The sequence below is a fragment of the Pedobacter frigiditerrae genome (assembly GCF_032678705.1).
Taxonomy (GTDB): domain Bacteria; phylum Bacteroidota; class Bacteroidia; order Sphingobacteriales; family Sphingobacteriaceae; genus Pedobacter; species Pedobacter frigiditerrae_A.
The window spans coordinates 413,297-426,891 of record NZ_JAVTSS010000001.1 but is presented as its reverse complement, the minus strand read 5'-3'; the positions used below and the strand labels follow the sequence as shown (position 1 = coordinate 426,891).

The following is a 13,595-nucleotide window of genomic DNA, read 5'->3' as shown; positions in this document are numbered from 1 at the left end:
TTCTGCCGTTGATCCGGATAATTATCGGGACGGCATCTCGCTAAATCAGGTTTATTTAATAAAGTTATTGGTTCTTAGGATCAGCTTTGTCAAAGTCCTTGCATACTGTTTAAGAACTTTGACAAAGTTTAACTCTAAAATATGAAAAAAGCAATCGTAATTGGTGCAACATCAGGTATTGGAAAAGCTTTGGCTTTACTACTTGCAGATAATGGCTATAAAGTTGGCATTACTGGTCGCAGGGAAAATTTATTGGCGAAATTAGACAATGAAAAACCTGATAGCTTTTACTATTTGCCTTTTGATGTTACTGCAGATAATTTAGAAGAAAACCTTAATATCATTATCGAACAATTAGGTGGTTTAGACTTATTGATTTACAGCTCTGGAGTTGGAGAATTAAACTCAGACTTAAAAATAGATATAGAACTACCAACAATTGATGTTAATGTAGTAGGATTTAATAAAGCTATGGTTTGGGCATATCAATATTTCGAAAAGCAAAAAAGCGGACAAATTGCTGTAATTAGTTCCATAGCAGGATTAAGAGGTAGCGCTTTCGCTCCGGCTTACAATGCAAGTAAAGCTTATCAGATTAATTACCTAGAAGGATTAAGACAAAAGGCAAAAAAACAAAAATTAGCCATTTCAATTACTGATATAAGAGCAGGTTTTGTAGATACCAAAATGGCTAAGGGACCAGGTAAATTTTGGGTGGCGAGTCCAAAAAAAGCAGCGTTACAAATATTTAATGCAATTAAAGTTAAAAAAAGCGTTATTTATGTAACCAAGCGTTGGCGAATCATTGCCTGGTTATTAAAACTGATGCCACGCTTTTTATACGAAAGAATGTAACATGAGATTAGCCGTTATCGATTTAGGAACAAATACTTTTCATTTAATAATTGCCGAACAAAACGTTGGCGAACTTCAAATTATTTATAAAACTAATCAGCCTGTTAAGTTAGGTGAAGACATCACCAAAAATAATTTAATTATCCCAACAGCATTTGAGCGTGGTATAACTTGCCTGCAAGAGTTTAAGGCAGAGATAGATAAATATGAGATTGATGTAGTTAAAGCAACGGCAACATCTGGTGTTCGCAGTGCGATGAATGGATTAGAATTTGTTGAAGCAGCTAAAGAAAGGGCAGGAATTGAAATTGATATAATTGATGGTGATGAAGAAGCGCAATACATTTACGAAGGTGTAAAATGGAGCGGAGCAATTATGGGGAAATCACTCATTATGGATATTGGTGGTGGAAGTACTGAATTTATACTTTGCGACGAAGAAAATTTGGTTTGGAAAAAAAGCTATAATATTGGTGCCGCAAGGCTGATGCAAGCATTTTTCAAATCAGACCCAATAAATGAGGCAGATACCAACTCAATCATCAATCATTTAGAGGAGGAATTAAAAGCTTTAAAAATTATCTGCAAGGAATATGAACCAGAAACTTTAATTGGTTCTGCTGGCGCTTTTGAAACCTTTGTTGGAATGATTAATCCTGCTATTGACATTAAAACTACAGCCACAGCTGACATTCCATTATTGGATTACAGAAACCTAGCCACCAAGCTCATCAACTCAACTCATCAAGAAAGAGCAAATATGGAAGGCTTAATTCCTTTACGTGTTGATATGATTGTGATGGCAAGTATTTTAACAAACTATATTTTAGATGAGCTCGATATCAAAACCATCAAATTATCTACGTACGATTTGAAAATGGGCGTTTTGCAGAGTTTGAAGAGTTAGAAATATTGCCACTCTTGATGAACTAAGCTCCACCTTTTACAAAGTAGTCCCCACTATTTATAGAATAAGCTCCACCCTTTATAAAGCAAACTCCACTGTTTATAAAGTAGCCTCCACCATTTATTGAGTAAGCCCCACCTTTTATAAAGTAAGCTCCACTGTTATAAATTAGCCCCCACCATTCATAGATTAAGCGCCACTATTTATAAAGTAGCCTCCACCATTCATAGACTAGGCTCCACCTTTTATAAAGCAAGCTCCACCATTATGCTTTACTAAATCCTTAAAGAAACTCCTTATTTCAAATCACTCAATGCCTGATACAATTTTTCAGTTGGCAAGCCCATTACATTGGTATAAGATCCATTAATCCTTTCAACTACAACCAATCCCCACCAATCTTGCACACCATAAGAGCCAGCTTTATCAAAAGGTTTAAAATTGTCAATGTAATATTCAATTTCTACTTCGCTAACTTCTCTACAAAATACTTCGCTTAAATCATAAAATGAAGTCAGTTGATTATCTTTGATAAGGGTAACGCCAGTATAAACTTCGTGTTTGCGACCAGATAATTTTCTCAACATTTCTTGTGCGTGAGCCTTATCAATGGGTTTCCCTAAAATTTCCCCATCTAGGGCTACAATTGTATCAGCAGTAATGGTAATTTGATTTGTAGATGAGCCAAAAGCTTTTGCTTTTTTCTCCGATATGTAAACAGCAACTGCTGAAGGTTGTAAACCATCAGGAAAACTTTCATCAACTTCTTTTAGTTCGATGGTAAAATCAAGGCCTAATGCTTTCATTAATTCTTGTCGACGAGGAGATTTAGAAGCTAAAACGATTGGGTGTTGCTGTTTGTACATGTGCTAAATTTGTGCTAAAATAACAAAAGCGACCATAAGTCGCTTTTGTTATTGAAAATATTGTTAGTGATTATTTACCACCACCGCCAGCTTGGCGTTCTTTCATTGCTTTTTCTCTAGCAGCTTTAACTTCATCTTGCCAAGTTTTGTAAGCTGTTTTTTGCTCAGCTGTAAAAATTGCATTTAATTTAGTGTCAGTTTCAGCTGTCATTTTGGTCATTTTTTCCATCATTGCAGCTCTGTCTGGAGTACCACCACCAGCCATCATTTCTTCACGCATTTTTTTCTGAGCTTCTGCTGCTTCAGCATAAACAGCTGTAACTTTAGTTTTTTGCTCGTCAGTTAATTTAACTTTTTCATCTAACTGTTTTACTCTTTCTTCTGGAGTCATTTGTGGACGACGTTGACCTCCACCACCTTGTTGCGCATTTGCTGCAAAAGCTAAGCCTACAACAAGTACTAATGATAATACTAATTTTTTCATGTTTTTGTTTTTTAAGTGTTTTTGGAACTTCTAGACGAACTAAAAATCTCTGGTTGTTTTGTTTTAACGAATCTTAGAGCATGAAATTATTAGAAAGTTTAATGGATTAATATAAATAATTGTAACATTTTTAAACGGCTGATTATTAAGGAGAATGTATTAAATTTAATTCAATAATATCAACTTGAAGGTCCAATCGCATTACGATGCCCAGTCACTTGTCCCGATTTACTTCCTCTCGTGCGGACACAAATATTGAGATTTATGCTAGCCTCTATGCCGGCGGGCATCAAACTTTTGAAGCATCAAAAGTATGCAAAAATGCTCGTCAATACCGCTATGTGCCTTTTCACAGGCTCTCGCTCATCAAAAAAACAGTGGCACTTCGTTTTGCTTGCTACTGCAAAACCAATGTCTATGCAATTAATTACGCAAAACCACTGCGTTTAAGGTTTGGAAGTGCCAATTGTTCTTTTGTGCTCCTGTTTTTTTGATTGGGCTGGCACTGGGGATTGACTGTCGTACTCGGCTAAAGACAGTAATAATAGGAATGGACCTTGCAAAAGTTCTAAAGGGCAATGAGCAAAAAGATGTGTCCACACGAAAGGATTTATTTCGGAAAGCTGAGGATGACGACTACGTTAATTATTTGCTCGCTTCACATGCAGAAGGATTAAGGTCGAACCAATTTTGTTGAACCTTCAATACTTTTTCAATCACATCTCTAACAGCAGAGTCGCCGCCTTTTTTAGGAGAAATGTAGTGAGATATTTGTTTAATTTCATCAACGGCATCAATTGGGCAAGTAGCGAGACCTACCAATTGCATGACATAATAATCGGGCATATCATCTCCCATGTATAAAACCTGTGCTGGAGAAATATTTTTTTCTTTTAAATAAGCTTCAAAAACTTCAACCTTGTCTCCTACTTTTAAAAAGACATCGGGTAATCCTAAGTTTTCGAAACGTTTTGTAGTAGCAGGGCCACCACTACCAGATATAATGCAGATGTTATAACCTTTTTTTAAGGCCAGTTGCAAAGCATAACCATCTTTAATATTAAAACTACGTAAAAGGTCCCCAGATTCTGAAGCAATAACAGTCCCATCGGTTAACACACCGTCAACGTCAAAAACAAAAGTTGTTATATTTTTTAGATTTTCTAGGAACATAGAGTTAAAGGTTTAAAGTTGAAAGTTAAGGTTTCACTTTATACTTTCCACTTTTAACTTAATCTTGGTTATCTCTCCATTCATAAACCCAAGCAGATTGGATTTGCTCTAAATGGCCTTCATTACTTTCTTCACGAGTGCCTTTAAAGTTAGGTAATGAAAGTACCCAATCTAACAATTCAGTAAATCTGATGCGATAAATTTTCGCTTCGTTAAATTCATCACCAAATTTCTCATAAAGTTCTTGAGCTATATCTTCGTGGTCGTTCCAGTAAATTGGTAATGCAAATTTATCGTTGTTCATAGTTTTTGTTGTAATGTTTTGTTATGTCTGACTCAGGACTAATGACTCCCAACTCAAAACTTAATTTAGTGTCCTAAAAATTCTGATTGGTCTGGAATTGTAACTTCAATATCTCCATCCATAACCACACACTGACAAGCCAAACGTGAAGTAATTCTCGGTCTCACCGCTCTATCAATAAAATCCTCTTCCTTGTCAGATATTTCTTGGATATTATCCATACCCTTATTTACATAGATATGGCAAGTACTGCAGCCACACACACCACCGCAGTTATGTTGCAATTCAATTCCATTATCTAAGCAGATATCTAAAACATCCTCACCGGCAGCAATTGGCAATTCAACAGGTGTTTTACCCGCTTCTTCAAAATTTATCTTTAATTTAAAAATACTCATAATTATTTGCAAAGGTATTAGCTAAAACCGCAATTTTCTAATTATTTGGTTTTTTTAATGCTATCACTTAATGTTTTATATATATCTAACAACTGTGGCTGTTGTAGCAACAATTCTTGGTGCTTAATTAATGTTAGTTCATCGTTTCTAATTGCTGGTCCAGTTTGCACATCTAGTGGAAATGCATTTTGAACCTTAACAGCCGTTTCAGCAATTAGAGGTCTTAAAATATCAAATTCCAGTTGATTAGCTTTTAAAATTTCTTCCGCCAAAGCATATAAATGATTGGTGAAATTACAAGCAAAAACAGCTGCCAAATGTAAAATCTTACGTTTTTCGCTATTTATCTCTACTATGTTTTTACTCAATTTATCAGCTAACTCTTTAAGCTTATTTAAGGAGTTTTTATTATTTGCTTCTAAACAAAGTGGAATAACTTTGAAATCTACTTCCTTACTTTTTGAAAATGTTTGTAAAGGATAAAACACCCCGTAATTTTCAAAATCACCTTCAAAAACATTCAAGTTAACAGCACCAGAAGTATGTGCAATTAAACCTTTAAATTTTTTTAATTGATTGGCAATCTCAGCAATTGCATCATCCTTGATAGCAATAAGGCAAATATCAGCATCTAAGTCTATCTCGCTTAAATTAACTATTGCCTTTGCATTAAGCTCGGCAGCTAAAGTTTCCGCATTTTCATTGTGATAAGACCATACTTGCGTTACTTGCACATTTGCAGCGGATATTGCTGTAGCAAGATGTGTAGCAACGTTTCCAGCTCCTATAACAACAACCTTCATTAGCTCGTTTTGAGTTCTTTTTTTCTTCTGAAAATAGAGATTAAGAAACCCACAACCATTATAATCGTACCAACCCAATACAAATTGATGAGTGGAAACTCGATAGATTTAAATACAACCCAATCTTTAGCTTGTTGTGGTTTTTCATATACCTGTACTTCAAATTTATTTTGGTCAGGAAGTACTTTTGTAAACCTTAATCTTAAGCCCAGTTCTTCAATATTTCTGGCAAAGTCAAATGTGTTATTTCCTTTTACCAAAAATAATGGTTCGGCTTTATAGATTTTACCACTCACATCAACCACTAATGGCAGGCCTATAGCTAAGTCGCTTGGTGCTAATTTTAAATGTTTTACTACCGGATTTCTATTTATCGGGTTAACCGTTAAAACACCACTGCTTGTATGAATTGTATCACCAACAGCTAGCGTAACTATTCTTGGTGCTTTAAAATTTTCTTCCTCCGCATGCCCTTCATGGTCGCCATGTTCTTCTTCATTAGCCTTAACACTGGTCATGTGTGTGTAGATATCAGAAGTTAAATAATGCTTAGTGTCTGGAGAAGATATTAAACCCATTTTTTCATTTTGCTGAACATTTGGATTTACCTCAAATTCTTCCTTCACCTTGCCAGCTGCATCAATAACTTTAAAATTAAGCGTATAAATTGTATTTGGAGCTATCGTAGTATCACTGATGTAAGTTACTGTATACTTGCCCATCTTTTTAGGCTCGTTTTTAAATAGCATGATATTTTCGCCAGGCTTTTGATTTTTTTCGAAATCCCTAACATCTATTTGATTTGTGGCATTAATTGAAACAACCTTACTCGTAGCCGCGGCAACCAATGCACCTAACAATAAAATGGCAAAGCCGATGTGTGCAATTGCCGAACCAGCCAACTTACTTCCTTTTGAGCTAAAAATTCCCGTTAACAATCTTGCATTAGATAATACGGCAAACAGACAGCTAAACGTCAAGAGAATAAACATTAAATTGGTATACACTTTTGTAAAGTATACGAACAATGCTGTTAAAACTAAGCTGAATACAATTGATGAGATTAAACTGCTGTAAAAACGACGAGGGTCTGTTCTTTTATATTTTAAGTATTGAGAAAACCCAGAAATTAACGTGACTAAAAATGCAAAACCAGATTGCCATTTGTTATAATATTCAATTGGATTACTTATCAGTTTGGAGGTGCCAAAAATCTTATTAAATACAGGATAAGATGTTGTGACAATTACTTGCAAACAAGCAACCGTTACAACCAAAGCACCAATAAACATCCAAAATTCACGAGAATAAGTTTCTTCATCCTTATGGGTTATTGGTAATTCATTCCACCTTGTGGCAATAAAATAGACACTAATGATAACAAATGCTAAGATGTATGCTATTAGGTGGCCAAACATTCCTAAATCTGTAAACGAGTGCACAGAAGTATCGCCCAAAATACCACTTCTTGTTAAAAAGGAAGCATAAAGCACCAAAATGAAACTCATTAACATTAAAGCCATCGCGGTAAAAAATGCGTGACCAGTGTTTTTGTAAGCTATTAAAACGTGTACACCTGCAATTAAAGTTAACCAAGGAATAATAGAAGCATTTTCTACAGGGTCCCAAGCCCAAAAACCACCAAAGTTAAGCGCCTCATAAGCCCAAAACGAGCCCATAATAATACCCGTTCCTAAAATCATTACGGCAAATAATGTCCAAGGTAATACAGGTTTAACCCAATCTTTATAACGTCTGGTCCATAAAGCCGTAATACCATAAGCAAAAGGCACTACCATACTTGCAAAACCTAAAAACAAGGTTGGTGGATGTATAACCATCCAATAGTTTTGTAACAATGGATTTAAACCTTTACCATCTACAATAAACTTCAAATAGTTTTTAAAATTTTCTGGGTCTGCAAAAACCACTGGCGCCATTGATTTTAAATCAACAGCATCTCTTAACAGGATAAATGGCGAACTACCAATTCTTTGCCCAAAAATTTCAACACCCAACAACATAGAGGTTAAAAACACTTGCGAAAAAGCGATAACAGTCATTACGCCATTCTCCCAAGTTTTCCCTTTCCAAATTAGAATTGTCCCTAAAATAGATTGCCAAAATGCCCAAAGCCAAAAACTTCCTTCTTGTCCTTCCCAAAAAGCAGAAACGATGTAATAAACTGGCAATTCTTTAGAAGAGTGAGCATAAACGTAATTGTATTCGTTATAATGATTTAAGATTAGATAAAACAGCGTTGAACCAATACCAATAATCGAAACCAAGTTTACCAAAAAACTTATGCGACCTAGTTTAGTCCAAGATTTATCTTGTTCGTCTTTATTTTTAACAGCGAAGAAATAAGCGATAGTAGATAATAGCGATGCTGCAAAAGAGAGCACTATAAAAAATTGCCCTATTTTACCAGGAAGGAGGTTTTCTCCTATAAATTGAATATCCATTAAGATTTTTTGTATTGTTTAACCTGACCGTCTTGGCTTACTTCAACCATTTCATCATTGTATTTAGAAGGGCATTTCATTAATATTTTAGAGGCACGAAAGGTTTCATTTTCCATTTTGCCAATAACAACCAATTTCTCAGAACGCTCAAAATCTTGAGGTTTTGTACCATTTAAAACTACTTTCTTTACATCGCCCTTTTCATCTTTCATATAAAAAGCAAAATGATTTGGATCCTTTATCGCATCGTAATGTGTGCCTTTGGTTTTCTCCCAATGTCCAATTACGTGTTCTTCTTTATTTGAAGATGATGCCTCGTTAAAATTAGAATAGGTATCTGTCTCTGCGTTTAAGCTTACCAAAAAGCCAATACAAATGGCAATTGTAATTAAACCGATAATAGCACTTTTTCTCATGTAGGTTTTAAATTAAAAATCTAGACCACAAAGATAAAAAATTAGGCTTAGCTAAGGCATTTTGGGGCTTCTCTAATGCGCATCTTGACAATTAATTGATAGTTCTCTATTAAAGGTTCAATGGTTCATTAGTTCATTGGGACGTATGACTACTAATGAACGAATGAACCACTGAACAAATGAACACTTTTACTTATATTCATCTTGAAGAAGTTGCGGCAATGCTGCACGAAGTTTTTGAACTTTTGGTCCGCAAACATTAGTAATATAGCCTTCATCTGGGTGTAGGCGATAATAATTTTGATGATATTCTTCTGCGGGGTAAAACTTTTCGAGAGGCTTTACTTCAGTAACCACTGCATCGCTATGCAATTTTGCCCTATTGTATTTAAGAATGGCTGCCTCAATCTGTTTCTTTTCTGATTCATTGCTGTAAAAAGCAACAGAGCGATAACTGGTGCCAAAATCTGGACCTTGCCTGTTTAATTGGGTTGGGTCATGCATGACAAAAAATGCTTCCAACAACTGACTAAAGCTAATTATACTTGGATTATAAATGATTTGAACCGACTCTGCGTGACCAGTTCTATCTGCGCTAACTTCTTCGTAAGTCGGATTATCTTTTGTTCCACCTGCATAACCGCTAGTTGCCTTCGAAACTCCTTTTAGTTCTGAAAAGCCTTCTTGAAGCCCCCAGAAACAGCCACCTGCAAAAACAGCAACTTGTTCCTTAGCATTAGGTTTTGGCAATGCTGCTTTTTTTTGCTCGCCCCCACTGCTACAAGATGAAAACGCCAATGCTGCAATTAAAATTCCAAATATATATTTCATAAAAATCCTTTTGTACAATATACGCAATGCAATGATTCTTTGTTTTTAAAGATTGTCATTACTAAATAACAATTACTTTGACAGGGTTTAAAATACCCAGTACAAGGTATATAAGTTATGCGATTGTCAAACTATTTTTGATGAACAAGCAGTTTAAATGCAAAACACAGAAAAAGACATCAGCTTAACGTTTCTTTATTTTTTAATATCAACGTTAATTACAGGTTGGTTTATTGGCCAAAAGTATGTTCTTTATGAAAATATGCAGCAAATGTTATTATCTGGCAGTATTGCTGGCGCCAAATGGGGAATTCAGATTTTAGCAGCTTTACTTTTTCTAGGCAAAAAGAAATTCGAATTTATTAGACGGATAAGTTTTGTCTGTTTTATAGGTTCTGCCCTATTGCTTTCTTATTATCTAATGGCTTACTTACCCATTTCAAATGCAAATCAGTTTTTGTTTGCGCTTGTTTTATGCGTTGTTGTAATGTTGTTTTTATATTTCAAAGCAGTTATTAAAACCCGCATTAGTTTAAAATGGTATTTCGGTTGGGTTTTATGTCTTTGCATTGCTATTACTTTGCAATTAAATGTTGTTTTTCATATCATTTAATTATTCATCTCATGAAGAAAATTTTATTAACACTCTTATTTACATCAAGTATCACTTTAGCAAAAGCACAAGTGGGGATTACCGCAGGGGGTAATATGGCCAAGTACAGTTACACTTCTAATGCCGACAGAAAATCTATGTTTGGGTTTAATGGTGGATTATTTTACAACCATAATTTTGGAGAAAACTTTGCTATCCAGCCTGAATTATCGTACACCATAAAAGGTGCAACTTTGTATACCGAAATATTTATAGGTAGTAATAATCCAGTAATGAAGTATCAGAACCGTTTAAAGTATGTTCAATTTTCATTACCAGTTATGCGCAGCTTCGAAGTTTCTGATGAATTTGATTTTGACTTGGGTTTAGGCGTATTTGTTGGTTATTTAACAAGCGCAAATTACACTGCTAAAAACTTTGATGGCACCAGTTCTAAAGGAGATTTTAAAATTGGCAATGCTGCTACAGACAGCTTTAAAGCATTAGATTATGGAGCAAGCGCAAAAATTGGATTTACCATGTCTAAAACTTTAGGTTTCCATTTTAGATATGAAGCTGGAATTGCAGATTTAAGCCCTACACCAAATGACCCAAAATTGAAAACTGGGAATACAACTTTTAACATCAGTTATATTTTTGGTTCGAAAGATTAGTTTTTGAAGCGCAATTGCAATGATACTGTTAACATAGTCCAAATTCCGCTGTATCTTTTTTGTACTTCGAAAAGCTCAGAATGAAAAAAAAGGATGTCGCTTATCCCGATAAATATCGGGATTGGGCTATTTAAATAAGCCTGTACAAAGGAAACCGGTCATAGCTGCAAGAACCTGCGTTTTCTAAACCCGATTGCAGTGTAAAGCCCGAAATTAAGGAACGAGATGAGGACTTGCAACGCAAAGCGGGACTGCTTTAACCAATGAAATACTGTATTTGCTTTTCAAACAAAAAATCCCTGCAATTAAAAACTGCAGGGATTTTATTTATTATTCCTTCGACAAGCTCAGGATGACAAAAACAATTTATGGCCAAACACCTAAATTCATATAAGAAACAGCAATTTTATCAATTGAATTTACAAAAGCTGCAGTTCTTAAAGTTTTAACCTCTGGTTTGTTAAGCCAAGTCTCCCTGATTTCACGATAAGAGTGAATCATTGTGTCCTCTAAACCAGAGTTTACCAATTCCATTTCAGATGCACCTTTAACAATCATTAAACGGTTTTCGGCAGGAATGGTTTTCCCTGTTAAGCTTTCCAGAGTGTTAATCAAATTAGCGTTAGAGTTTTCAGCATAACGACTTTCCATACGACCAAAAGCTACGTGAGAAAGGTTTTTTAACCATTCGAAATAAGAAACAGTTACCCCACCAGCGTTACAATACATATCGGGAATAATCATTCCGCCCATTTCTGTAAAAATCTCTTCAGCTTCTGGAGTTGTTGGTCCGTTTGCACCTTCAGCAATGATTTTCGCTTTAATATTACGGATGTTTTCTTTTGTAATTTGGTTCTCTAATGCCGCTGGAACTAAGATATCGCAATCTTGCTCTAAACCTTCCATAGAGTTTTTAAAGCTTGTTGCTCCTTCAAAATCTAAAATAGAACCAGTATTTTTACGATGTGCAAAAACTTCATCGATATTTAATCCATTTGCATTGTAGATAGCACCTTCGAATTCGCAGATACCAACAATGGTAGCACCGAATTCTGCCAAGAATTTAGCCGAGTGATAACCTACATTACCTAAACCTTGTACAATTACTCTTTTACCTTCTAAACCAGCTGTTAAACCAACTTTTGCCATATCTTCTGCAAATGAAACACATTCACGTACAGCGTAAGCTACACCACGACCAGTTGCTTCTTTTCTACCACGAATACCGTGTAAGGCAATTGGTTTACCAGTTACACAACCTAATGCATCTAATTGACCAGGATTCATAGTCATATAAGTATCTGCAATCCAACTCATTTCACGTTCACCAGACCCATAATCAGGAGCAGGAACATCGATACCAGGACCAATGAAGTTCTTTTTAATTAATTCTGTTGTATAACGACGAGTAATTGTTTCTAACTCGGCAACAGTATAGTTTTTTGGATTGATGCAAATTCCGCCTTTGGCACCACCAAAAGGAACATTTACGATGGCACACTTGTAAGTCATTAATGCTGCAAGTGCCATTACTTCGTCTTCGTTAACCATTTCGCTGTAGCGAATACCACCTTTTGTTGGGCTCATGTGATGCGAGTGTTCTACACGCCATGCATCAATTACTTCGAAACCGTTTCCTCTGCGGATAGGAAATTGAAAACGGTATACACTGTTACATGCTTTTATTTGAGCCAATAAACCTTCTGGATGGTTGGTAAATTGTGCGGCACTATCAAAGTTCTTACAAACATCTTGAAAGAAACTTGTTTCGTTTGCTGTATTAGCCATTATTTGTAGTTTTATAAATTGTAGTTAGTATTTACGGCTGCAAAATTGCAACTAAATAAACCATTAATGCAAGTGTAAATTTGCTTAGTGTACTAAAAACACAGTTGTAAAAACATTAAAAGAGTAGCGCTATGACGTTTAAAATTAGTTTTTGTCAGAAGATTTTTTTTCTAACATTTTTAATCTTTTGTCTAGAGTGAAGAGATAGACTAGCAAACCAACCAAAATTATGACGATAACAGCTACCACAACATATATTTTTCCGTTACTTCTAAAAGCATCGGCCATTTCTACCTCGTTATTTTGAGCGAACAAATTAAGGGTGGTCATTAACATCATTAAAGTAAAAGCAATTTTTCTCATCATTATAAATTTGATTTGTTTTCTAAAACACGGATTCTGAAACGAATGGTATAAATCCAGTAGCCAATAATTATCCAACCTAAACAAGCAGGATAAAACACCATTCGCATTCTGCTATCTAAATCGTAACTGTTAAAACCTGGATTACCCCCATTACCTGGATGCAAAGACGATTGCAAACGTGGCAATACGAATAATAAAACAACCATCATTGGAAAGGCGAAAATATTATAGATGGCAGATATTTTAGCACGTTTTTGTTCTTCGTCTATCGCATTGCGAAGGACTAAATAAGCAAAATATAGCAAGATGGAAATGGCTGCAAAGTTTTGCTTTGGGTCGAAACTCCAAAATTGTCCCCAAGTAAATTTAGCCCAAACAGCACCAGTTATCAATCCTAAAACACCAAAAATTATTCCTGCATTTACAGCTTCAACAGCTCTAATGTCATCGATTTCTTTTTTAGAACTAAGTGAGATTATACTATAAACTACCGAGATTGTGAAAAGTACAATCATGGCGAACCACATAGGCACGTGGAAGTATAAATTTCTTATGGTTTCATTTAAAATATTAAGGTGCGGAACGCCAAGTAATAAACCAGCAATTGTTGTGTAAATCACTAAAACAGCACCTAAAATTTTCCACCAATTTTTTCGCATTTTTATATTTTGAT

General features: G+C 35.2%; 16 protein-coding genes. 4 read left to right on the top strand and 12 right to left on the bottom strand.

Translation table 11 applies throughout. The features are described 5' to 3' along the window. The first annotated feature begins 141 nt into the window (after positions 1 to 141). The gene (locus R2Q59_RS01860) at positions 142 to 855 is read left to right on the top strand and encodes an SDR family NAD(P)-dependent oxidoreductase (protein ID WP_316783211.1); all 714 of its coding nucleotides are present in this window, start codon (positions 142 to 144) and stop codon (positions 853 to 855) included. A gap of 1 nt (position 856) precedes the next feature. Beyond that, positions 857 to 1,762, top strand: coding sequence for an exopolyphosphatase (locus R2Q59_RS01855; protein ID WP_316783208.1), 906 nt, complete (start codon positions 857 to 859; stop codon positions 1,760 to 1,762). A 296-nt stretch (positions 1,763 to 2,058) separates the two neighbouring features. On the opposite strand, the gene R2Q59_RS01850 is transcribed toward R2Q59_RS01855, so the two are convergent. The 9 genes from R2Q59_RS01850 to msrA form a co-directional block, all read right to left on the bottom strand. Beyond that, a complete protein-coding gene (locus R2Q59_RS01850; RefSeq protein WP_316783206.1) occupies positions 2,059 to 2,628 on the bottom strand; it encodes a Maf family nucleotide pyrophosphatase in 570 nt (189 codons plus the stop codon). A 70-nt stretch (positions 2,629 to 2,698) separates the two neighbouring features. After that, positions 2,699 to 3,112, bottom strand: coding sequence for a Spy/CpxP family protein refolding chaperone (locus tag R2Q59_RS01845; protein ID WP_316783203.1), 414 nt, complete (start codon positions 3,110 to 3,112; stop codon positions 2,699 to 2,701). A 645-nt stretch (positions 3,113 to 3,757) separates the two neighbouring features. Next, positions 3,758 to 4,285 (bottom strand): HAD-IIIA family hydrolase, encoded by a 528-nt coding sequence (locus tag R2Q59_RS01840; protein WP_316783200.1) that lies wholly within the window; start codon positions 4,283 to 4,285, stop codon positions 3,758 to 3,760. 58 nt (positions 4,286 to 4,343) lie between these two features. Next, complete coding sequence (gene iscX / locus R2Q59_RS01835) at positions 4,344 to 4,589, bottom strand: Fe-S cluster assembly protein IscX (RefSeq protein WP_131553036.1); 246 nt, start codon at positions 4,587 to 4,589, stop codon at positions 4,344 to 4,346. Between the two features lie 65 nt (positions 4,590 to 4,654). Continuing rightward, entirely contained in the window at positions 4,655 to 4,987 is a 333-nt protein-coding gene (locus R2Q59_RS01830; RefSeq protein ID WP_316765317.1) for a 2Fe-2S iron-sulfur cluster-binding protein, read from the bottom strand. Between the two features lie 41 nt (positions 4,988 to 5,028). Further along, a complete protein-coding gene (locus R2Q59_RS01825; RefSeq protein ID WP_316783196.1) occupies positions 5,029 to 5,790 on the bottom strand; it encodes a Rossmann-like and DUF2520 domain-containing protein in 762 nt (253 codons plus the stop codon). After that, positions 5,790 to 8,255 (bottom strand): heme lyase CcmF/NrfE family subunit, encoded by a 2,466-nt coding sequence (locus R2Q59_RS01820; protein WP_316783194.1) that lies wholly within the window; start codon positions 8,253 to 8,255, stop codon positions 5,790 to 5,792. Before R2Q59_RS01820 ends, R2Q59_RS01825 begins: the two co-directional genes overlap by 1 nt. Beyond that, complete coding sequence (locus R2Q59_RS01815) at positions 8,255 to 8,671, bottom strand: cytochrome c maturation protein CcmE (protein WP_316765314.1); 417 nt, start codon at positions 8,669 to 8,671, stop codon at positions 8,255 to 8,257. Before R2Q59_RS01815 ends, R2Q59_RS01820 begins: the two co-directional genes overlap by 1 nt. A gap of 189 nt (positions 8,672 to 8,860) precedes the next feature. Then, the gene (gene msrA, locus R2Q59_RS01810) at positions 8,861 to 9,502 is read right to left on the bottom strand and encodes a peptide-methionine (S)-S-oxide reductase MsrA (protein WP_316765313.1); all 642 of its coding nucleotides are present in this window, start codon (positions 9,500 to 9,502) and stop codon (positions 8,861 to 8,863) included. 157 nt (positions 9,503 to 9,659) lie between these two features. Between msrA and R2Q59_RS01805 the strand changes: the two genes are divergently transcribed. Next, positions 9,660 to 10,115, top strand: a complete 456-nt coding sequence (locus tag R2Q59_RS01805) for a hypothetical protein (RefSeq protein ID WP_316783191.1) — start codon at positions 9,660 to 9,662, stop codon at positions 10,113 to 10,115. Between the two features lie 11 nt (positions 10,116 to 10,126). Then, complete coding sequence (locus R2Q59_RS01800) at positions 10,127 to 10,768, top strand: porin family protein (RefSeq protein WP_316783188.1); 642 nt, start codon at positions 10,127 to 10,129, stop codon at positions 10,766 to 10,768. A 366-nt stretch (positions 10,769 to 11,134) separates the two neighbouring features. Here the strand turns inward: R2Q59_RS01800 and R2Q59_RS01795 are convergent, their stop codons facing one another. The 3 genes from R2Q59_RS01795 to R2Q59_RS01785 all read right to left on the bottom strand — a co-directional run bounded on the left by R2Q59_RS01795 (position 11,135) and on the right by R2Q59_RS01785 (position 13,581). After that, positions 11,135 to 12,556: a Glu/Leu/Phe/Val dehydrogenase gene (locus R2Q59_RS01795; protein ID WP_316783183.1), complete on the bottom strand. Its 1,422-nt coding sequence runs from the start codon at positions 12,554 to 12,556 to the stop codon at positions 11,135 to 11,137. 144 nt (positions 12,557 to 12,700) lie between these two features. After that, positions 12,701 to 12,922: a CcmD family protein gene (locus R2Q59_RS01790; RefSeq protein WP_316783180.1), complete on the bottom strand. Its 222-nt coding sequence runs from the start codon at positions 12,920 to 12,922 to the stop codon at positions 12,701 to 12,703. Further along, entirely contained in the window at positions 12,922 to 13,581 is a 660-nt protein-coding gene (locus R2Q59_RS01785; protein WP_316783177.1) for a cytochrome c biogenesis protein, read from the bottom strand. Before R2Q59_RS01785 ends, R2Q59_RS01790 begins: the two co-directional genes overlap by 1 nt. Positions 13,582 to 13,595 lie beyond the last annotated feature (14 nt).